This is a genomic window from Salipiger sp. ABN3_019 (genome assembly GCF_056158605.1).
Genome location: NZ_JBSWTP010000003.1, coordinates 252,030 through 272,107 on the forward strand (window position 1 = coordinate 252,030; position 20,078 = coordinate 272,107).

Sequence of the window (20,078 nt, forward strand, 5' to 3'; positions counted from 1 at the left end):
GAGCAGAGGGCTTACATACCGATTTCGCGGTTCCAGCGGTCCACCCAGTCGTTGCGGACGCGGGCGATCTCGGCGTAGGGCGGCAGGTTCGCTTCGGACAGCGGGGTCACCCGCGAGGCCAGCTTTTCGCTGTATTCGACCTGCGTGTTGGTGACGCCGTAGTTGAGGATTTCGGCGAACTTGGCTTGGTTGCCGGCGTCGAGCACCTCGTTGAGGTAGTCCCATGCCAGATCCGAGGCGTTCTTGGGTTTCTGGATCGCCACGGCGGTCATCGCGCCACCTTCCTCGGGGTTGATGAAGTCGATCCAGTCCACGCCCTCGTCGACGTGGTTCCAGGTGCGACCGTCGAAGTAGATGCCCAGATCCGCCTCGCCCGAGGCAAGGTGGTTGAAGAAATCATTCGGGCCCGCCCAGAACACGAGGTTGTCCTTCATCTTGGCCATCGCCTCGAAGAACGGGTCGGTGTTGTCGACGTCGCCGCCAAGCGCGTTGTTCAGCGCCCAGAGGAAGAACACCGTGGTCGGCCCGTAGCTGATCGAGGGCACCGAGGCGATGAACTCGCCCGACGCCACGCGCTCGACGAAATCGGCAAAGCTGCGCGGCGGTTCGGAGACGATCTGCTTGTTGTAGGTGATGCCGCCGACGCCATAGTCGAAATAGGTGCCCTTGCCGAGGCAGGCGTCGGTGAACTCCTGCGGGATATTGGCGAGGTTGGGTAGCTTCTCGACGGTGAACTCGTCCATCAGATCACCCTCGGCGGCCAGCACCGCGAGGTCGGGCGACATGATCAGCACGTCGAGCGGCGGGTTCTCGGGGCTCGCCTCGACCTGCGCCAGCCATTGTGCCGGACCGCCGAGCGAGACGGTGGCGGTGGCACCGGTCTTGGCCTCAAAGGGGGCGACGAAACAGTCGCGGATGGCCTGTTCCCAGACGCCGCCATAGGCGGTCACGTTGATCGTGCTGCCCTGCGCGCGCAGCGGCAGGCCGCTGAGGCCCACGAGGCCCGTCGCCGCAGCGCCGGTGCCGAGGAAGGTACGTCTGTTCAGTCTCATGAGTTCTCTCCGTTGGGGTGGGGCCGGTTTCCGGTTCTGGTTCAGATGGTGTTCAAACAGGTCTCGAGGCGCCGCGCGGCGGCCTCGCGCTGGGTATCGCTGACCGGGCTGCGCGGGAAATTGGTGGGCAGGTCGGCCAGCACGGTTTCAAAGATCTCGCGGCGGCGGCTCTGGCGGCGCGACAGCGGCAGAGTCAGCAGCGCGGCGTTGAGCCGGTCCATCAGCGCGGGGGCAAAGACGCCATCCCATGTGTCGCGCTCGGGTCCAAAGACGGTGCCCGCGTTCGTGCCTGCCGCGCTGCGCAGTGCGGCGGTGGCTTCGGTGTCGATCCGCCCCCCGGTCAGCGCAACGCCATAGTCGCGGCGCGCCCGCTCTGCGGTGACGAAACCGGCCTCGACATCGGCGAGCACGGCCTCGGGCGCGCGCTGCATGGGATCGCCCCATCCGCCAGCGCCGGGCGTGCGGAAGGTGACGATGTCGCCGGCCTGCACCTCCAGAACGTCGATCTTGCCCAACCGGCGCTCGCGCGGATGGCCCTCGTTGATCACCAGCGAGCCGGGCTGGCCGGGCTGGCCGCCCGCCTGACCCCAAGGCCGGAACAGCAGCCGTTCCATGCCCCGGCCCAGCACGTGGCTGCCGTCGGTCAGCACGCGGAACGAAAGCTCCATGCCGCAGCCGCCACGCCACTGCCCGGCGCCGCCGCTGTCGCTGCGCAGCGCATAGTGGAGCACCTCGACGCCCAGTTCGGCCTCGACCGTCTCGACCGGGTTGTTGGCGAGGTTGGAAATACCGCTGTCGCGCCCATCCACGCCGTCATGCCCGCGGCGCGCGCCAGTGCCGCCGATCAGCGGCTCGATCACCTGCACCATGCGCCCGCCGGTGGGTTTGGGCTCGCTCATCACGATGGGGATCACCGTGCCGGAGGCGGCGGCGGGCAGCACGTCGGGCAGTGCAATGCCGAAGGCGCCGTTGAGGATGTCGTTGACCCGGATCGCCGCGGCATGGCGCACGCCGGTGGCGGCGGGCTCTTCAGGGTTGACCAGCGAGCCGAGCGGCGTGGTGATCGACAGCGGCCGCAGCAGACCGGCGTTGAGCGGCGCCGAGCGGTCCAGCGTCTGCACCAGCGCCAGCATGCGCAGCGTCAGCCACGCATGGGGGCGACCGCAGGAGGGGATGTTCATCGCCGTCGCGACCTGCGGGTCGGTGCCGGTGAAATCGAGGTGCACCTTGCCGTCTTTGATCTCGATGGTGACCGCCACCCGCACTGGCAGACGGCTGGCCGCATCGTCGTCAAGGTAGTCGGCAAAGCTGTAGCGCCCTTCGGGCATCTGCCGCAGCACCGCCTCGGCCTTGCCAGCGGCGTAGCTCATCAGCGCGTCCTGCGCGGCGGTCAGCTCGGACGCCCCGTGCTGGCCGAGCATCTGCGCGACGCGGCGGCGGCCGGTGGCCAGCGAGGCGAGCATGGCGCGGATGTCGCCCATATTGGCCTCGGGGGTGCGCGAGTTGGCGTCGAGGAAGAGCTTCACCTCGGGCGACATCTCGCCCCGGCGCATCAGCTTCACCGGCGGGATGCGCAGCCCTTCCTGAAAGATCTCGGTGTTGACCGGCGAGATCGACGAGGCGACGCGCCCGCCCACGTCCGAGCAGTGCACGAAGCACCAGCCGTAGGCGACGATCTCGCCATCGTGGAAATAGGGCTCGATCATGTGCAGGTCGGGCAGGTGGGTCGCAAGCCCGGTGGAGCGGTAGGGATCATTGGTGAGGATCACATCGCCCGGCTCCAGCGCGCCCTGCGTGGCGATCACCGCCTCGATGGCGGGCAGGCATTCCAGCCCGACGAAGCCCGACACGCCGATCGAGCGCGGGTAGGCGAAGAAGCGGCCATCGAGACCCGCGAGCGCGCAGGCGAAATCGGCGGTCTCTTTCACGTAGAGCGTGCGGCCGGTGCGCTGCAGGGTCAGGCACATCTCTTCGGTGACGGAGGCGAACTTATTGCCGAGGATTTCCAGCAGAACGGGATCGAGGCTGCTCATGCCGGGGTCCTTTCGATGATCAGATTGCCCTGCTCGTCGACGCGGGCGGCCCAGCCGGGCAGGATGACGGTGGTGGTTTCGGGCTGCTCGACCACGGCGGGGCCGGTGATCTTCGCGCCCTCGCCAAGGCCCGCGCGGTCGTAGACGGAAGCCTCGACCCATGCGCCTTTGTAGTAGAGCGGGCGGCGGGTGCGGACCGGCGCGCCCGTCCCGGTGGCCGCAGAGGGGGCGAGCGGCTGGCCCGCGCCGATCATCGCCAGACGGATGGTGCCGATCTCGACCGGTGCGCCCGCGTCGCGGAAGCCGTAGATGCGCTCGTGCTCGCGGTGGAAGGCCTCGGCATAGGCCGCCGCATCGTCGCCCGGACGCAGGTCCACGCGCAGCTCATACGCCTGACCGGCGTAGCGCATGTCGGCGGAACGTTCGGCGCGGCGCTCGGCGATCTCGGGCAGTTCGTCATCGAGCCATGCCTCGCCCTCGGCCTGCAGCGCGGCAAAGGTGGCTTCGGCATCGGCGGCGGTCGCCTCGGTCAGCCCGACGCGCAGCGAGCGCACGAAGTCGCGGCGCAGATCGGCCCCGGCAGCGCCCATGGCGCAATAGGCGCCCGCGGCCTGCGGTACGAGGATGCGGGCAATGCCGATCTCTTCGGCCAGCAGGTTGGCATGGGTCGGACCGGCACCGCCAAAGGGCAGCAGCACGAAGTCGCGCGGATCAAGCCCGCGCTCGGCCATGGTGCGGAAGAGCGAGCCGGCCATGCCCGCCGAGGCCACGGCCAGCGCGCCCTCGGCCAGCCGCGCCGCGCGATCCTCGCCGGTCATGCCGATGCGCTCTGCCACCGCCTCGAGCGCGGCGCGCGCGGCCTCCCCGTCGAGCGGCATGGAGCCACCGCCGAAATTGGCCGGGTCGATGAAGCCGCTGGCGATGAAGCAATCGGTGACCGCAGGTTCGGTGCCGCCGCGGCCATAGGAAACCGGGCCGGGATGGGCCCCGGCGCTCTGCGGGCCGACCTTCAGCACGCCTTGGGCATCGGCCCAGATGATCGAGCCGCCGCCCGCGCCGATGGCGTTGACGTCGACCACCGGCAGCACCAGAGGCAGCCCACCAATATCGGTGCGCGTAGCGATGCCCGCGGTGCCCTCGGTGGCCACGGCCATATCCGACGAGGTGCCGCCCATGTCGAAGGTGATGATATTGTCCATGCCCGACTGTCCCGCCTGACGCACGGCCGCCATGACGCCCGAAGCGGGGCCCGACAGGATCGTCTCCACCGGGCGCGCCACCGCCGAGCCGACCGACAGCGAGCCGCCGTTGGAGGCAGTGACCAGCAGCGGTGCGGTGACGCCGATCCGCGCGAGCCCTTCGGTCAGGCGGGCGAAATAGGCATCCATCAGCGGCTGGATATAGGCGTTGAGGCAGGCCACCAGCGTGCGCTCGTATTCGCGAATCTCGGGCCAGATCGCCGCCGCCGAAGAGATCGACAGCGCCTCGATACGGTCCGAGAGCGCCTTGGCGATGCTCGCCTCGGTCTCGGGATCGGCATAGCCGTTGATCAGCATCAGCGCGGCGGCATCGAGCCCCAGCGCCGAAAGCTCGCGCGCCACGCGGTCAAGCTCGGCCTCCGAGGGGGCGCGGGTCAGCTTGCCGTCGCGGTCAAAACGGGCGTCGATCTCGACGACGCGCGCGCGGGGCACCAGCGGCACCTCTTTTTGCGCGTGCAGGTCAAAGGACGAGGGCATCCGGCAGCGGGCGATCTCGAGAATGTCGCGATAGCCCTTGGTGACGATCAGACCGATCTTGGCGCCGCGGCGCATGATGATCGCGTTGAGCCCGATAGTGGTGCCATGCATCAGCCCGCCCACATCCGAGGCCGCCATGCCTTCGCGGGCGAGGAACTTGTCCAGCCCTTCGATCAGCGCGCGCGAGGGATCATCGGGGGTCGAGGGCTCCTTGTAGAGCGCGACGCGGCCTGTCTCGGCGTCGGCCATGACGAAATCGGTGAAGGTGCCGCCGACGTCGATGCCGATACGCAGCCGTCCGGTCGTGCCGTTTGCCCCGGTTGCCCCGATTGCAAGGTCTTTCATGTCTTACTCCTTCGGCGCGTTGCCGGTGACGAGGACGCCGTGTTCGACCGGCCAGCCCACGGGCACCTCGGTGCCGACGGCGAGACTGGTCTGCCCAAGGGCCGTGTCGGCCTGCCGGTAGGCCGTGACCTCGACCCCCGAACCTTCGAGCGTGACGTGATAGGCGGCATAGGCCCCGCGAAAGCTGGCGGCGGTGATGCGCCCGCGCAGCCCCTGCGGCAGTCCGCTTGCGGCCTCGCCGAGCACAACGCGCTCGGGCCGCACCGACAACGTGGCGCTGTCGCGAGCCGGCCGCGCCGGAAGCGGCAGGGCGCCTGCGCGCGTCTGCAGCCGGTCGCCCTGCACCTGACCTTCGAACAGGTTTGATGTGCCGAGGAAGGTGGCGACAAAGGCGGTCTCGGGGCGGTCGTAGATGTCGTTCGGCGCGCCAAGCTGCAGGATGCGCCCGCCGTGCATCACGGCGATCTGATCGGACATCGACATCGCCTCTTCCTGATCGTGGGTCACCAAAAGCGCGGTGATCTCGAGCCGCTGCTGCATTTCACGGATCTCGAACTGCATCAACTCGCGCAGGGCCTTGTCGAGTGCGCCGAGCGGTTCATCCAGAAGCAGCACGCGTGGGTTGACCACGAGGGCACGGGCCAACGCCACGCGTTGCTGCTGGCCGCCGGAGAGTTGGGAGGGATACATCTCCTCGCGGCCGGTCAGGTGAACCATGTCCAGCATACGCCGAACCTCGTCCGCCTGTGTCTGTTTCGACGCGCCCGCCATGCGCAGGCCGAAGGCGACATTCTCGGCCACGGTTCGATGCGGAAACAGCGAATAGCTCTGGAACACCATGCCCAGCCCACGCTTGTTCGGTGCCTGCCGGGTGACATCCTCGCCGCCGATGGTGATCTGCCCGCTGTCGGGGCTTTCGAAGCCCGCCACCATGCGCAAGGTCGTCGTCTTGCCGCAGCCCGACGGGCCGAGCAGCGAGACCAGCGCGCCGGGCTGCACGGCGAGGTCGAGATTATCCACGGCCATCAACGAGCCGAATTTCTTGCGGATCGCAGAGAGCGTGAGGGCGGAGGGGGCGTCGGTCATGCGGACTCCAGTCGGATTTGAGAGCACGATTGTAGCGCTACAAAAAATTGTAAAGGGCTAATTCGTGACAATCGCCTGCGGCTTGCCAATCCGGCGAAAGCAGAGCAGTTTTTCAGCGAACCAGAGAGGCACCATGTCGGACAGGCCACCGCTCGCCCATAAAAAGCTGACGATGCAGGACATCGCCGATGCCGCCGGGGTGTCGCCGATGACCGTGTCGAACTGCTTTCGCTACCCTGACCGCGTGCGTGAGAAGACCCGTGTTGCGGTGATGAAAGTCGCGGCAGAGCTTGGCTATGTGCCCAATATGTCCGCCGGTCTGCTGGCTGCGGGCAGCAGCCGGGTGATCGGCGCGGTGCTGCCCTCGATGCGCAACTCCTCGTTCTACATGTATACCAGCGGCCTGCGGCGGGCGGCGGAAGACCATGGGCTGAAGCTGATCACGATGATCGCCGAAACCGAGGAAGAGGAGCTCTCGGCGGTGCAGACCCTGCTGGGGCTGCGCGTGGCAGGGATTGCGCTGGTGGCAGGCCCGCATGCGCCGGACCTGCGTCAGCTCTTGGCGCGCTCGGGCACGCCGGTGGTCGAAAGCTGGGGCGGCGAGGGCGCCATTGGCCGCGGCGTCAGCTATGACGTGGGCGCCGCCAGCCGTGATCTCACCCGGCATCTGATTGCGCAGGGACGGCGCCGCATCGGCTTTGTGCAAGTGTCGGGCAGTGGCGGCCAGCGCTACGCCATGCGGCTGCCCGCCTTCCGGCGAGAGATGTTTGCCGCAGGGCTGCCCAACTCGCTGGTTCTGACCATTCGCGCCGCCGACGGTTTTGGATCTGGGGCGCGGATCCTCGATGAGTTCCTCGCCCGCGACGCAAGGCTCGACGCCTTGCTCTGCCCGAGTGATGTGGTCGCCGCCGGCGCGGTCTTCGAATGCCAGCGGCGCGGCCTGTCGGTGCCCGGCGACATCGCCGTGGCGGGCTGGGGGGATTATGACATCGGTCGCCAGCTTTCGCCCTCGCTGACCACCATCGCGCCCTATTCGGACGAGATCGGCAGATCCGCGATCTCGGTCCTGCTCGAAGACCAATCGCAGGACGCAGCGCCGGTGATGACGCCCTATGCGCTGGAGGTGCGCGAAAGCGCCTGAGGGCCAGCGTGCGCCCGCATTGAGTGCCCAAGGATCGAGCACTTGGACGCGGCGTCCCTGAGTTGATCCACCTAAAGTTGACACGGCTTCTGGAGCGCGCCACAGTTCCAAAAGATCATTACGTTTCCAGAATTTCCATAGATTACAATACTGTTGGTGCCAGTATTTAGCCGGTTTTTAGAACGCACATCCATTATTGCTTGGAATTGCTATGGACAACTCGAGAATTTTCGAGGCTATTTCCGACCTCGCGCGCTCGGATCTCATGCTTGTTGTCGATCTCGATGGCACGCTGATCCATACCGATATGCTATACGAAACGCTTTGGTCTTCGCTCTCTGGCAACGCAAGAATGGTTGTCGCAGCCGCTCTTGCATTGCGAGAAGGAAAGCCAGCTCTGAAACGATTGCTTGCCGAAAGCGGAGAGGTGGATATCAACGCGCTGCCTTATAATCAGGACGTTATCGAATACATCCAGAACTGGCGAAAATGCGGCGGGCGCACGGCATTGGTCTCGGCCTCGGATGAGGCGCTGGTAAAGCGGGTGGCGGATCATCTGGGGGTTTTCGACGAGGCCCATGGGACGAAGGGTGATGAGAACCTGAAGGGCGCGACCAAAGCGGCACGGCTCGATGCGCTCTATGGCAAGGGCGGCTATGTCTATGTCGGCGATTCAAAAGCCGATCTCGCGGTCTGGCGCGGCGCGGCGCGTGCCGTCACCGTTGGCCTGCCGGATGCACTGCGGACCGAGGTGGAGCTTGAAAATGACGATGTTCTGCATCTGAGCGACCGGCCCTCTTACTTTGCGCCCCTCCTCAAAGCCATGCGCCCGCATCAATGGCTGAAGAACGTTTTGGTGTTCCTGCCGCTTATGGCGTCGCACAACCTGTCGCCCGGCACCATTTTCCCGGCCTTGCTTGCCTTTGTCTCCTTCTGCCTGATCGCCTCGTCGGTCTACCTGCTGAATGATCTGCTGGATCTCTCCGCCGATCGCGCGCACCCGCGCAAGCGCAAGCGGCCGTTCGCCAGCGGCGCGCTGCCCTTGGCATGGGGCACGGTGGTGATGCCGGGGCTGCTGCTGGCCGGAGCGGTCATCGCTTTGAGCATCAGTTGGGAATTCACCGGCGTGATGATGTGCTATTTCGCGGTCACCACGCTCTATTCCTTCTGGCTCAAGCGCCGACTTGTCGTGGATATCTGTGCGCTTGCAGGGCTTTACACGCTGCGCATCATTGCCGGAGGCGTGGCGACGCAGATCGACCTGTCGGTCTGGTTGCTGGCGTTCTCGATGTTCTTCTTCTTCTCGCTCGCGGCGATGAAACGGCAGGCAGAGCTGGTGTCCAAGAGCGGCGGCAACTCCACAATTATCGCAGGCCGCGACTACCGCACGACCGACATGCCGTTGGTGGCCAATATGGCGGTGTCCTCGGGCTATGTCTCGGTCATGGTGATGGCGCTCTATCTCAACAGCCCGGCGGTGCGCGAGCTTTACTCCTATCCCGGGGCGCTTTGGGGCATCTGCCTCGTGCTGCTGTTCTGGATCAGCCGGATGGTGATGATCACCCACCGCGGCTGGATGCACGACGATCCGGTGGTGTTTGCCGCGCGGGATCGCATTTCGCTGGTCTGTTTTGCGCTGATCTTCGCCTTTGCCGTGGGCGGGATCGTGTTGTGAGCCGGCTGTCGCTGATAGGCCTCTACGCGCTTTTCGCGGTACTGGCGACGCTGCTCAACCTCGGGATACAGCGGCTGGTTTTGGCGATTGAGCAAAGCAACATAGGGTTTGCGCTGGCGATCGTCGCGGGGACCGGCGCGGGGCTGGTGCTGAAGTATCTTCTCGACAAGCGCTGGATCTTCCGCGACCCGACCAAGGGCGCGCGCGAAAATGGACGCAAGTTTTCGCGCTATACCATCATGGGTCTGGTCACGACGGGCATCTTCTGGACCACCGAGACCGCCTTCTGGCTGGTCTGGCAGACAGACGGCATGCGCGAGCTTGGAGCGGTGCTTGGGCTAATGCTGGGCTACGCGGTCAAATACTGGCTGGATCGCCGTTTCGTCTTCACCGACGCGGCGCCGGCGCGGGCGGTCTGATGCATCCCGAACCGCTGACGGGCTGGGGCAGGTTCCCGCCGCGCTTTGCCCGTCTCGCCACTCCGCGAGACGAGGCGGAACTGCGGGCCTCAGTCGCCGGGGGCGGCAGGATCGCCCGCGGCAATGGGCGGTCCTATGGTGACAGTTCGGTGGGCGGCGCGCTCTCCCTGTCCATGCGCCGGATGAACCGGATGCTCGCTTTTGATACCGAAAGCGGGCAGTTGGTGGCCGAGGCGGGCGTGCTGCTCGGCGACGTGATCGACGCCTTTCTGCCGCGCGGCTGGTTCCCCTATGTGACGCCCGGCACGAAGTTCGTCACTCTGGGCGGGATCATCGCGGCGGACGCGCACGGCAAGAACCATCACCGCGACGGCAGCTTCGGGGCCTTTGTCGATTGGATCGACCTCTTGCGCGAGGATGGGCGCGTGGTCAGGCTCAGCCGCGACGACAATACCGAGCTTTTCGACTGGACGCTTGGCGGGATGGGGCTGACGGGCGTGATCCTGCGGGCGGCGATCCGGCTGCGCCCGGTCGAGACCGGCTGGATCCGCCAGCGCACCCTTGTGGCGCCGAATTTGGATGCGGCGCTGAGCAGCTTTGAAGCCGAGCAGGACGCGACCTATTCCGTGGCGTGGATCGATTGTCTCGCCAAAGGGTCATCGCTTGGCCGCTCGCTTTTGATGCTGGGTGAACATGCGGGGCTGGATGAACTGCCGGAGCCGTTAGGGCACGCCCCCTTGAAGGTGCCATCGCGCAAGAAACGGCGAGTGCCCTTCGATGCGCCTTCCGCTGCGCTCAACCGGTATTCGGTCAAGCTGTTCAACGCGCTTTACTGGCGCAAGGGCGTGCGCGGCGCTGGGGCGCAATTGGTGGATTGGGACAGCTATTTCTACCCGCTGGACGCGGTGCTCGGTTGGAACCGCATCTACGGACGCAAGGGATTCATGCAATTCCAATGCGTGCTGCCGCTGGAAAGCTCTCGCGCCGGGCTGACGGCGCTGCTGACGGAGACGGCGCGGGCGGGGCAGGGGTCCTTTCTGGCGGTTCTGAAACGGCTCGGCGCGGGGCGCGGCGGCATGTCTTTCCCGATGCCGGGCTACACGCTGGCGCTCGATTTTCCGGTGACCCGGCGCACGCTTGCGCTGCTCGACCGGCTCGACGAGATCGCGCTTGCCCACGGCGGGCGGTTCTACTTGGCAAAGGATGCGCGGATGGCGGCACAGACACTGCACCACGCCGATCCGCGCGCCGCGCGTCTGCGCGAGATGCGGCGGGATACGGGGATCGACCGGGCCTTCGCCTCGGCGCAGTCGGAAAGGCTCTTGCTATGAACGAGGCGGTGAAGGGGCGGGTCATGGTGCTGGGCGCGCGATCAGAGATCGGGCTGGCCATCGCGAGGGCTTTCGCAGCGCAGGGCCATCCCATCAGCCTTGCGGCGCGCCGAGCGGCAGAGCTTGAAGCGGAGCGCGCCGATATCGCCCTGCGCCACAATGTGGATGTCGAACTGCTGGAGTTCGATGTGCTGGAGACCGGGGCGCTTGGGCCGTTCGTGCAGGACGCGCCCGGCCTGCCAAGCGTCGTCGTCTCGGTGATCGGCGCAATGGGGGATCAGCGCGACAGCGAGACCGACGTTGCCGCCGCCGCGCAGGTGTTCCGCACGAATTTCGAGGGTCCGGCGCAGGTGCTTGGCCTTTATGCCGAGCGGATGATCTCCGAGGGCGCGGGCGGCACCTTGGTGGGGGTGAGCTCCGTGGCGGGCGATCGGGGCCGCGGCTCGAACTATGTCTACGGCTCTGCAAAGGCTGGCTTCACCGCGTTCCTTTCGGGCCTGCGAAACCGGCTTGCCGGGCAGGGGGTGCATGTGGTGACCGTGAAGCCGGGCTTTGTGGATACGCAGATGACCCGCGGTATGGACCTGCCAAAAGCCTTGACCGCAGCCCCCGAGGAGGTCGGCGCCGCCGTGCTGCGGGCGGTCGAGAAAAGGCGCAATGTGATCTATGTTCGCCGAGTATGGTGGCTGGTCATGGGCATCATCTGCGCGTTGCCCGAAGGTATCTTCAAGCGAACCAAACTCTGAACCTTGGAGCGGGCGACGTGGTGGCGATATCGGACAGCAGGTCTGACGGCGAGGCGGACGCCAGGGCGACCATCGTCATCGCGGCCTTCAACGCCGAAGACACGCTCGAGCGCGCCTTCATCTCGGCCATCGAGCAGAGCGTTCCGGTGGAGACCATCGTGGTCGATGATGCCTCGCGGGACGGCACGGCCACGCTCGCCGACAGGCTCTGCCGGGGCGTGCCGGGCGCGCGCGTCCTTCGGCAAACGCAGAATGCTGGGCCTGCCGCCGCGCGCAACCGGGCAATCGATGCCAGCACCGCGCCGTGGATCGCGGTTCTGGATGCGGATGATCATATGGCCCCGGATCGGATCGCCCGGCTGCTCGACGAGGCCGAGCGCGGCGAAATCGATCTGCTCGCCGACGATCTCTACCGGGTGCGCGAGGATCGGCTGCAGGCCACGGAGGATCGTCTGTGGTCGCGGCAGGATTTCGGTCATATCGATGTGTCTCTGGCGCAGTTCGTCACCGCCAACCTGCATGGGGCCCGTGGGCAGCGCGGCGAGATGGGGTTCATCAAGCCGTTGATGCGGCGCCAGTTTCTTCAGGACCATGGGCTCCGCTACGCAGAGACGATGCGCCTTGGCGAGGATTACTTCCTCTATGCACAGGCATTGATGATGGGTTGGATAGCCCCTCCTGACGGCACTTGTGCCAGATTGATCGATGAAGGATCAGGAGGAAAAGGCTATGAAGGAAGTCTCTATCATCGGCGTTGACCTGGCGAAGCAGGTCTTTCAATTGCACGGAGCGACAGCAGGTGGCGAGGTCGTGTTTCGCAAGAAACTGTCGCGCAAGCAGTTCCTGGCGTTCATGCAGATGCATCCCGGATGCCTTGTTGCCATGGAGGCCTGTGCGACGGCCCATCATTGGGCGCGGACATTGGCAGCGATCGGCCATGAGGTGCGCCTGATCGCCCCAAAGTTCGTCAAGCCGTACTTGAAACGACATGGCGGATGCCGAGGCCATTGCGGAGGCAGCGAGCCGACCGACCATGCGTTTTGTCGAGGTGAAGACCCCGGAGCAGCAGGGGCTCGGCATGATCTTCCGGCTGCGTGATCTACGGGTCGGACAACGGACGCAAACAATCAATGCCTTGCGCGGACACCTCGCCGAGTTTGGCCTTGTCGCCGCCAAGGGGCGCGAGAACGTCGACAAGCTACGGGCCGCTCTGGAACCGGGCTGCGAGGGGTTGGAGGACCTCCCGCCTGCCGTTCGTCACATGGCACAGCTCTGCTTCGATCAGATCGATGACTTGTCGCGGCGGATCTCTGGACTTGACGCTCAAATATTGGCGGCCAGTAAGCAGTCATCTTTTTCTTCGCGCCTGCAAAAAATGCCAGGCATTGGCCCCATAACTTCTATGGCTCTGGCGGCTTTCGCGCCACCGATGGAAAACTTCCGGCGAGGCCGAGACTTCTCAGCCTGGCTGGGCTTGGTGCCACAGCAGCACTCGAGCGGCGGCAAGCAGAGGCTTGGGCGAACGAGCAAGTCCGGTCAGCGCGATATCCGGCGTTTGTTAATCATCGGAGCAATGGCTGTGATTTCCGGGACCAAGGTTCGACCACCTGCAGAAAGTTCATGGCTCGGGCGCATGCTGGCCCGAAAGCCGAGAATGCTGGCTGCGATCGCACTGGCGAACAAAATGGCGCGTATGTTGTGGGCCATGATCGTAAAGAATGAAGAGTTTCGGGGAGGGCCGCTTCTGGCACATTGAAGAAACCAGAATCGCCGCTTCGAAAGTGCGGGAGAAGCTGACGCTGTATGATATTGATCGGACAGATCGGGGTTGAGGAAATCAGGGTTACAGAGAGAGTTTCGAGCTCGGTCTGATGTTTTGACCACAACCCGCGGATGCCATACCGGCCAAGGGGCGCTGCGCTCCGAGAAAAGGTCTGACACATGGACGCATTCGATCGTGTCATTCTGGTTGAGGCGACGGCCCGCTAAAACCGGGGCTACCCACACATGCTGTAACCGCTCCCCGGTGGCATCGATGTGCCATGGTGGGATTGCGACAATCCAAATTGGGAGGCGGTCATGTCGGAGATTATCACGGTCGGACTGGATCTGGCGAAGAATGTGTTCCAGGTCCACGGCGCTGACAGCAAAGGCAATGCTGTCCTGCGCAGGAAGCTCAGAAGGGCTCAGGTGATCGAGTTCTTCGCCAAGTTGCCGCCCTGCCTAGTGGCGATGGAAGCCTGCGGCGGCGCGCATTTCTGGGGGCGGGAATTGTCGAAGTTCGGTCACGATATCAGGCTCATCCCGCCCGCCTATGTGAAGCCCTTCGTGAAGCGGCAGAAAAATGATGCGGCCGACGCGGAGGCGATCTGCGAGGCGGCCCAGCGGCCTGGCATGCGCTTTGTTCCGGTGAAGAGCGAGGAAACGCAGGGGGCAGCGAGCGTCTTCCGCGTGAGGGAACTGCTGATCTGGCAGCGCACCCAGGCGATCAATGCCCTCCGCGGACATTTGGGCGAATACGCCTGGGTCGTGCCCTAGGGCGCGACGAATGTCCGGCGCCTAGTCGCGATACTGCAGGACAAGGAGTTGGACCTTCCGGCAACGGCGCGGGCCTCCCTGACGGTCCTTGCCGCAACGCTCGCGCAGCTCGACGGGCAGATCGAGACCCTGGATGCCGAGATCGACGGGCGCGCCAGGGAAAGCGAGGTCGCCCGCCGCCTGATGACGATCCCCGGCATCGGTCCGCTGATTGCCACGGCCATTGCCACGCTTGCGCCGCCATCGGAAATGTTTCGCAAGGGCCGGGACTTCGCGGCCTGGCTTGGCCTCACGCCCAGGCAGCACTCGACGGGCGGAAAACAGCGGCTGGGTGCCACGACGAAGATGGGCGAGCGCTCTTTGCGGCGGCTGCTGATCATCGGCGCCAACAGCGTCATCATCAAGCGGCACTGCCACGCTGCAGCCCGTCCGGGCACCTGGCTCGCGCGGATGCTGGAGCGCAAGCCTCCCATGCTGGTCCGCGTGGCGCTCGCGAACATCCCTCTCACACATGCTGCGCATGTGCTGCCGGGCAGTGGATGGCGCGCATTGTCTGGGCGCTGATGAAGAGCGGAGAGACCTACCGGGCTCCGGCCGTGGCGGCATGAGCCGTAAGCGGCCGCGAGACGTCAGAGCGGAGGAGGGCTGGGAGCAGCTTGGCGCAACGGTCGTGAGACAGGGTCGGCAACGCCAGTCTGCAACAAAGTGCCTTCGAGCACGCGGCATTGATTTGGAGCCGATCCGCGAACACCATGCAGACCTGCGGCATAGAGAAGGCCGCACCATGAGGCCGGATACATGTCAGCACCCGACACCGCGCCAAAATGCTTCGAAAACCCTCTTGCGCAAGGGGCGGTTATACATGTTGCAGAACTCACGCGTGAGGCGTGGCTGCCCCTTACCCCACTGACGTCATGCCACGCGGACGATCTCGGCGCCGTAATTCTTTCGTTTGCAAGCCACGCTGTTCTTCCTCGTCATCGTTGGCGGCAAGCTTAGGAAAGTGTCCGATTTTCACGGACCACCTCACAGCTTTCATGCGGCGCGTGCCATGCCATCCGTCTATCCAGCCAGATGAGCAACGACCCGCGATTGCGGAGCGAATTGCTGCGACGGCCCGGGGGAGACCGGGAGATGGTCGATATCCTTACTCTGGTCTTGCATCACGACGAGCAAGTGGTGCTGACCGCGGTCGAGCTTGCGCTCTCCGAGGGTGTCGCGACCAAGACCCACGTCCTAAACCTTCTGCACCGCCTGATCGACGGGAAGTCGACCGACGCTCCCTCCATCGACCCGCCGGGCGCCTTGGCCCTCAAGCGAGAGCCCCAGGCCAATGTGGAGCGCTATGACGAGCTGCGGCCTCACGATGCTGGAAGCCGCCATGCGTCATGATCCGGCCAGCGGTGCCATCGTGATCATGCTGCGCAGTCTCAAGATGCACGGGATGGCCCAAGCCGTGATCGACCTGATCGAGCAGGGGGCGCCGGCGTTCGAAGCCGCCACGACGCCGATCCTGACGCAGCTTCTGAAGGCTGAGTTCGCGGAGCGCGAGGTGCGCTCGATCGCCTACCACATGAAGGTGGCGCGCTTCCCGGCCTACAAGGATCTGCCCAACTTCGACTTCTCGCCCAGCGAGATGAACGAGGCAACGGTGCGCCAGTTGCATCGCGGCGAGTTCATGGAAGGAGCGCAGAACGTCGTTCTCATCCACTGCCCGGCAGGGCATTGCGCAGCAATGTCCCGAGAGGGGCGGCCCCGGCACTGGGAAAACTCATATCGCAACCGCGTTTGGCATCCATGCCATCGAGCATCATCGCCGGAGAGTGCGCTTCTTCTCGACCATCGAACTCGTCAACGCTCTCGAGCAGGAGAAGGCCAAGGGAAAAGCCGGACACATCGCGGAGACCCTCACCCACCTCGACCTGGTGATCCTGCCCTCCCGGCAGATTGCTGCGCAATCGCCTGCCGGGTAATCGACAAGCTCGGATACCTGCCGTTCAGCGCTTCAGGGGGCGCCTTGCTCTTCCATCTGCTGAGCAAGCTCTACGAGCGCACCAGCGTGATCATCACCACGAACCTCAGCTTCAGCGAGTGGGCCACAGTGTTCGGTGACGCCAAGATGACCACCGCGCTCCTCGATCGGCTGACCCATTGCTGCCATATCCTCGAGACCGGAAACTCCAGCTTCCGCTTCAAGGACAGCGCAGCTGCAGCAACGCGGAAAAAGAGGGAGGGAAGCCATGTCTTGATCCAATCATGACTCGCTCAGCATAATCCAAGGTGGGTCACTTCTCGATGGAAAACCCGGGTCAGTTCTGGGCGGAAATCAACAGCTGGTCGATACAGCACTGCTGTCGCCAGCTGATTTGCGCTGAAACGCGCTTCCAATTGGCGAGCTCAACTCATGGAAACCGATTTGCAGGCTCTACCTCTCAGCGCTAGCGGACGAGACGCTCTGGGGCTGACGCGTCTCGGACAGGAGGGCCGCCGCGGCGTCGGGGTAGAAGATTCCCGCGTCTTCAAGGCACCCGACCGTCCGTGTCGGGTCGCCCGCGCGCTCCCAAGCAAGCAACGCGCTGGATCCGGATTGCTCGGTGCTTATCGTGGCGCCCTGCGCCCGGGCCATGGCGGCAAACTCGCGGGCGAGGCCGGTGGAGAGGAAGCTGGCATTGGAGATCAGCACGCCGACCGGCGCGCAATGCAGCACCGGCTCGAAATCCGACACTAGCCCGGCCAGCGGCCGGCCATTGCGGAAGTCCCTGACGAACGGCTGCGTGTCGGGCCCGAGCGAGAACAGCATTTCCGAGAACCGGGGGCGATTCAGGGCGAAGTCGTAGTCGCCCACCCATTGCACGGCCAGCAGCTCTTCGGTGGTGACCACCACGGCGCGCTTTTCGAGCCAGGGCTGCAACTGCGCGTGGGCATCGGGCCATTCCCACCGGCGCTTGCCCAGGAGTAACTGCTTCTCGCCGCCGAGCGCCAGCTTCAGGCCGCGCGAGAAGCCGGTGTTTGCCCCGGCGACGAACAGGCCGCTAGCGGCGAGTGCCAGCACCACGGCACCGGTGCGCAGCGGCACCGGCCAGCGATGGGGGAACAGCTCTTGCAACGCGCCGCGCAGGCGCCGCAGCGCGCGGGCGCCGTAGAAGGACAGTACAATGCCCCAGATGGCAAAGAAGAAGGGCATCACCGGGTAGAGGTAGCGGATGTTCTTCAGCCCGCCGAAGGACTGCAGCACGAAGCAGACCGAGAACAGCGTCACCGCGAAGGAGGCGGGCAGGAAGCGCGCCCGCAGGGCGGCGATGGCGGCGATGGGAAAGAGCGGCCAGAAGGTCGGGTAGTTGTCCCTGAAGTCGCGGTGATAGAAGGTGGTGTCGCGCTGCACCGGCCAGGGCTCCCAGCGGTAGATCCGCCAGTATGTCGCCAGCAGCTCGTCGGCCGCTCCGCTGGCCGCGATCAGCACGACACCCGCCGCCGCGGCCAGCAGCGCCCAACGCAGCCAACGATGCCGCCGGAGCCCGCCCGGACCGTAGACCAGCGCGCTCCAAAGGCCGATGGCGCCGATGCCGATCACCGTGGTCAGCTGCAGCTTCAGCGCCAGCAGCAGAAGCGGCACGGCCAGGGCGCAGAGCCCGATGCGCGCACTGGTGCTGATCGCGGCGGTCGCGGCGCCATAGAGCGTCAGCGCGGCGACGAGGAACACCAGCCCGTGCAGCGCATAGAACCGGATGTACTGCGAGACCTCGATGCCATTCGGCCAAAACAGCAGGAAGAACAGTGTGATCCAGGCTGCCGGGCGGTCGGCCACATAGCGCACCCAGAGGAACATGACCGCCACCAGCAGCGCTCCCGGAATGGCCGCGGGCAACAGCCGCGCCGCTGCGGTGCTCTGTTCTCCGGCCAGCGCGAAGCCGAGCGCGACGAACCGGGTGAAGATCGCGCCGCGCTCGTAGCTTCCGTCCAGCACCTCCAGCGTGCCGAAGGTCTGCCAGCTCATGGCTGGGACAAGGTGGTAGAGTTCGTCGTAGATGGGCGGCAGGTCGAGCACCCCCGTCCGGGTCAGCAGCGCGGCGGCAAACACCAGCGCGGCCGAAAGCGCAGTGACGAGCCAGGCGCTCGACAGGCCGATGCGCCGGGGCGGGAGCTTTCTCTCGTTCGGGGTCGAGATGGTCATCCGGCCCGCATCCCGGCGCTGTCCCGCGCAGCACAGAGCACGATCGGCGTGCCGAAACGTCGATCGAGACGGAGCGCCCGGAGCTTCGCCTCCAGCCCCGCCGAAAGCGCCGGGCGCGCGAGCTTGCGGTGCACCACCATGGGCAGCACGAACTGGCCGATTTCGCCCTGCGGCGCGAAGCCGGCCGCCGCGAGGGTCTTCAGGACTTGCGGCCGGGACATGGTCTGGAACCGTCGGGTGTCACCTTCGAGACGCTTTTTCAGACCGAAGAGTAGGGGTTCCAGCGTGTTGGCGCCGCTGGCAATCGGGAAATCGACGATCACCGCGCGGCGCGCGACCCGGCAGAGTTCGCCGAGGAATGCCTGCCAGTCACCGACGTGCGCGAGAATGCGGAAGGAGGTCACCACGTCGAAGCTCCGGTCGGCATAGGGCAGGGCGCGCAGCGGGCCGACCTCCGTGGTCAAGCCCGGTCGGTGCAGCCCGCGCATCTGTCCGAGCGCCTCTTGCGAGCTGGCGTAGACGCAGACCTCGTGGCCGTCGTCCAGCAGCGGCGTTGCCACCTGCGCGTGACCGCCGCCGACATCGAGCACCCTCGCGCCGGGGTAGGGGGCACAGAGACGCCGCAGGGCTTTTGTCTGACACGACAGCAGCCATTCCCCCGCCGGTCCCCGGAACCGCCGGGCGTAGCGATCGGTCGACGGATCGAGGTCGGCGAACTCGGACCCGATATCCGGGACCCCTTCTGTCGACGCGACGCTCATGCGGCCGCCTTGCGGGCTTCGGACCGCAGATAGCCCATCTCCCGGTACCACTCTGCGGTGCGCTCCAGGCCCTGCCGCAGGTCCACCGCGGGTTCAAAGCCGATCAGCCGGCGTGCCTTCTCCACCGAAAAGGCGCGGGCCTTCAGGAAGAAGGACACGCGCCGCCGGTGCAGCGGTGGATCGATGCCGAGCGGTTTGCAAACATATTCGCACAGCGTGGCCGCGGCCATGAGCGGCGCGACGGGAATGTGCAGTCGCGGCGGCGGTACGTCGAGCACCTGTGCGATCTCCTGCACCAGCCCATTGAGCGTCGTGTAGCTGTCCGAGCCGATGAGGAAGGTCTCGCCGATCGCCTTCGGATGCTCGCCGCAGAGCACGAAGCCCTGCACCAGGTCGTCGATGTAGCTCATATGGTAGGCGACGTCGCCGGAGCCGAACATGCGAAAGCTGCGGCTCTCGATCGTCTTGAACAGTTTGAGAAACCTTGTGTCGCCGGGACCGTAGATGCCGGTCGGTCGGATGATCGACACCGGCGCGCCGGCGGAGATGCCCTCGCGCGCCAGCATCTCGCCGGCGAGTTTCGAGCGCTGGTAGATGTCGCCGGGGTTGAAGGCAGTTTCCTCGTTCGCCGGAATCTCGGCGACGTCGCCGTGAACGCCGCAGGTCGAACAATGCACGATCCGGCGCACGCCGTGCTTCTGAGCGGCGGCCAGCAGGTGGCCGACCGAATCGCGGTTCACCGCGAAGTAGTGGCTGTCGGGATGGTTGGCGCTGCGGTAAACCGCCGCTATGTGAAACACGTGGCTGGTCCCCTGCACGGCATTCTCGATCGCTTGCCCGTCGGCGGCATCGCCCTTCACAATCTCCATGCCGTCAGCCGCCAGCGCCAGTGCCGGTGCCGCGCCGGGGTCACGGACCATCGCGCGCACCCGATAGCCGTCGGCCCGCAGCCTGCGCGCAAGGTGCCCCCCGGTGAAGCCCGTGGCGCCGGTGACCAATGCAAACCTGTCTTCCATCATCTCGCTACCTCAATTGAGTGCTCGC

The 20,078-nt window shown here is 65.6% G+C and carries 13 protein-coding genes and 4 pseudogenes; 10 read left to right on the forward strand and 7 right to left on the reverse strand.

What is annotated here, in order from left to right:
* Nucleotides 1-11: 11 nt before the first annotated feature.
* The 4 genes from ACXAD2_RS03765 to ACXAD2_RS03780 are packed head-to-tail and all read right to left on the reverse strand — an operon-like array spanning nt 12 to nt 6,252.
* Complete coding sequence (locus ACXAD2_RS03765; RefSeq protein WP_226628211.1) at nt 12-1,052, reverse strand: ABC transporter substrate-binding protein; 1,041 nt, start codon at nt 1,050-1,052, stop codon at nt 12-14.
* Between the two features lie 41 nt (nt 1,053-1,093).
* The gene (locus ACXAD2_RS03770; protein ID WP_475167045.1) at nt 1,094-3,085 is read right to left on the reverse strand and encodes a hydantoinase B/oxoprolinase family protein; all 1,992 of its coding nucleotides are present in this window, start codon (nt 3,083-3,085) and stop codon (nt 1,094-1,096) included.
* Nucleotides 3,082-5,166, reverse strand: coding sequence for a hydantoinase/oxoprolinase family protein (locus tag ACXAD2_RS03775; RefSeq protein WP_475167047.1), 2,085 nt, complete (start codon nt 5,164-5,166; stop codon nt 3,082-3,084). The genes ACXAD2_RS03770 and ACXAD2_RS03775 overlap by 4 nt, the downstream gene beginning before the upstream one ends.
* Before the next feature lie 3 nt (nt 5,167-5,169).
* Nucleotides 5,170-6,252, reverse strand: a complete 1,083-nt coding sequence (locus ACXAD2_RS03780; RefSeq protein ID WP_475167050.1) for an ABC transporter ATP-binding protein — start codon at nt 6,250-6,252, stop codon at nt 5,170-5,172.
* A gap of 133 nt (nt 6,253-6,385) precedes the next feature.
* Between ACXAD2_RS03780 and ACXAD2_RS03785 the strand changes: the two genes are divergently transcribed.
* From ACXAD2_RS03785 to istB, 10 genes and pseudogenes are all read left to right on the forward strand, one after another.
* Nucleotides 6,386-7,393, forward strand: a complete 1,008-nt coding sequence (locus ACXAD2_RS03785; RefSeq protein WP_475167051.1) for a LacI family DNA-binding transcriptional regulator — start codon at nt 6,386-6,388, stop codon at nt 7,391-7,393.
* Between the two features lie 265 nt (nt 7,394-7,658).
* Nucleotides 7,659-9,068: a UbiA family prenyltransferase gene (locus ACXAD2_RS03790; protein ID WP_475167125.1), complete on the forward strand. Its 1,410-nt coding sequence runs from the start codon at nt 7,659-7,661 to the stop codon at nt 9,066-9,068.
* Complete coding sequence (locus tag ACXAD2_RS03795; RefSeq protein ID WP_475167054.1) at nt 9,065-9,487, forward strand: GtrA family protein; 423 nt, start codon at nt 9,065-9,067, stop codon at nt 9,485-9,487. Before ACXAD2_RS03790 ends, ACXAD2_RS03795 begins: the two co-directional genes overlap by 4 nt.
* Complete coding sequence (locus ACXAD2_RS03800) at nt 9,487-10,818, forward strand: FAD-binding oxidoreductase (RefSeq protein WP_475167055.1); 1,332 nt, start codon at nt 9,487-9,489, stop codon at nt 10,816-10,818. The genes ACXAD2_RS03795 and ACXAD2_RS03800 overlap by 1 nt, the downstream gene beginning before the upstream one ends.
* On the forward strand, nt 10,815-11,564 hold the full coding sequence (locus tag ACXAD2_RS03805) for an SDR family oxidoreductase (RefSeq protein ID WP_475167060.1): 750 nt from the start codon (nt 10,815-10,817) through the stop codon (nt 11,562-11,564). Before ACXAD2_RS03800 ends, ACXAD2_RS03805 begins: the two co-directional genes overlap by 4 nt.
* Nucleotides 11,498-12,322: a glycosyltransferase family 2 protein gene (locus ACXAD2_RS03810; RefSeq protein WP_475167064.1), complete on the forward strand. Its 825-nt coding sequence runs from the start codon at nt 11,498-11,500 to the stop codon at nt 12,320-12,322. Before ACXAD2_RS03805 ends, ACXAD2_RS03810 begins: the two co-directional genes overlap by 67 nt.
* A pseudogene (locus ACXAD2_RS03815) lies at nt 12,294-13,320 on the forward strand (IS110 family RNA-guided transposase). Before ACXAD2_RS03810 ends, ACXAD2_RS03815 begins: the two are co-directional and overlap by 29 nt.
* Nucleotides 13,321-13,643: 323 nt before the next feature.
* Nucleotides 13,644-14,710 (forward strand): annotated as a pseudogene (locus tag ACXAD2_RS03820) (IS110 family RNA-guided transposase).
* 481 nt (nt 14,711-15,191) lie between these two features.
* Nucleotides 15,192-15,494 (forward strand): annotated as a pseudogene (locus ACXAD2_RS03825) (IS21 family transposase); the annotation flags it as partial.
* A pseudogene (istB, locus tag ACXAD2_RS03830) lies at nt 15,484-16,362 on the forward strand (IS21-like element helper ATPase IstB). The pseudogenes ACXAD2_RS03825 and istB, both read left to right, overlap by 11 nt.
* A 165-nt stretch (nt 16,363-16,527) precedes the next feature.
* Here istB and ACXAD2_RS03835 read toward each other — a convergent pair.
* The 3 genes from ACXAD2_RS03835 to ACXAD2_RS03845 are packed head-to-tail and all read right to left on the reverse strand — an operon-like array spanning nt 16,528 to nt 20,053.
* Nucleotides 16,528-18,273: a hypothetical protein gene (locus tag ACXAD2_RS03835; protein ID WP_475167067.1), complete on the reverse strand. Its 1,746-nt coding sequence runs from the start codon at nt 18,271-18,273 to the stop codon at nt 16,528-16,530.
* Nucleotides 18,270-19,034 (reverse strand): class I SAM-dependent methyltransferase, encoded by a 765-nt coding sequence (locus tag ACXAD2_RS03840; protein WP_475167072.1) that lies wholly within the window; start codon nt 19,032-19,034, stop codon nt 18,270-18,272. The genes ACXAD2_RS03835 and ACXAD2_RS03840 overlap by 4 nt, the downstream gene beginning before the upstream one ends.
* Nucleotides 19,031-20,053: an NAD-dependent epimerase/dehydratase family protein gene (locus ACXAD2_RS03845; RefSeq protein ID WP_475167075.1), complete on the reverse strand. Its 1,023-nt coding sequence runs from the start codon at nt 20,051-20,053 to the stop codon at nt 19,031-19,033. Before ACXAD2_RS03845 ends, ACXAD2_RS03840 begins: the two co-directional genes overlap by 4 nt.
* Nucleotides 20,054-20,078 lie beyond the last annotated feature (25 nt).

Coding starts and splice junctions, on each gene's coding strand:
- ACXAD2_RS03765 (WP_226628211.1), bottom strand. CDS start 1,052: ATGAGACTGAACAGACGTACCTTCCTCGGCACCGGCGCTGCGGCGACG.
- ACXAD2_RS03770 (WP_475167045.1), bottom strand. CDS start 3,085: ATGAGCAGCCTCGATCCCGTTCTGCTGGAAATCCTCGGCAATAAGTTC.
- ACXAD2_RS03775 (WP_475167047.1), bottom strand. CDS start 5,166: ATGAAAGACCTTGCAATCGGGGCAACCGGGGCAAACGGCACGACCGGA.
- ACXAD2_RS03780 (WP_475167050.1), bottom strand. CDS start 6,252: ATGACCGACGCCCCCTCCGCCCTCACGCTCTCTGCGATCCGCAAGAAA.
- ACXAD2_RS03785 (WP_475167051.1), top strand. CDS start 6,386: ATGTCGGACAGGCCACCGCTCGCCCATAAAAAGCTGACGATGCAGGAC.
- ACXAD2_RS03790 (WP_475167125.1), top strand. CDS start 7,659: ATGCTTGTTGTCGATCTCGATGGCACGCTGATCCATACCGATATGCTA.
- ACXAD2_RS03800 (WP_475167055.1), top strand. CDS start 9,487: ATGCATCCCGAACCGCTGACGGGCTGGGGCAGGTTCCCGCCGCGCTTT.
- ACXAD2_RS03805 (WP_475167060.1), top strand. CDS start 10,815: ATGAACGAGGCGGTGAAGGGGCGGGTCATGGTGCTGGGCGCGCGATCA.
- ACXAD2_RS03810 (WP_475167064.1), top strand. CDS start 11,498: ATGGTGGCTGGTCATGGGCATCATCTGCGCGTTGCCCGAAGGTATCTT.
- ACXAD2_RS03835 (WP_475167067.1), bottom strand. CDS start 18,273: ATGACCATCTCGACCCCGAACGAGAGAAAGCTCCCGCCCCGGCGCATC.
- ACXAD2_RS03840 (WP_475167072.1), bottom strand. CDS start 19,034: ATGAGCGTCGCGTCGACAGAAGGGGTCCCGGATATCGGGTCCGAGTTC.
- ACXAD2_RS03845 (WP_475167075.1), bottom strand. CDS start 20,053: ATGATGGAAGACAGGTTTGCATTGGTCACCGGCGCCACGGGCTTCACC.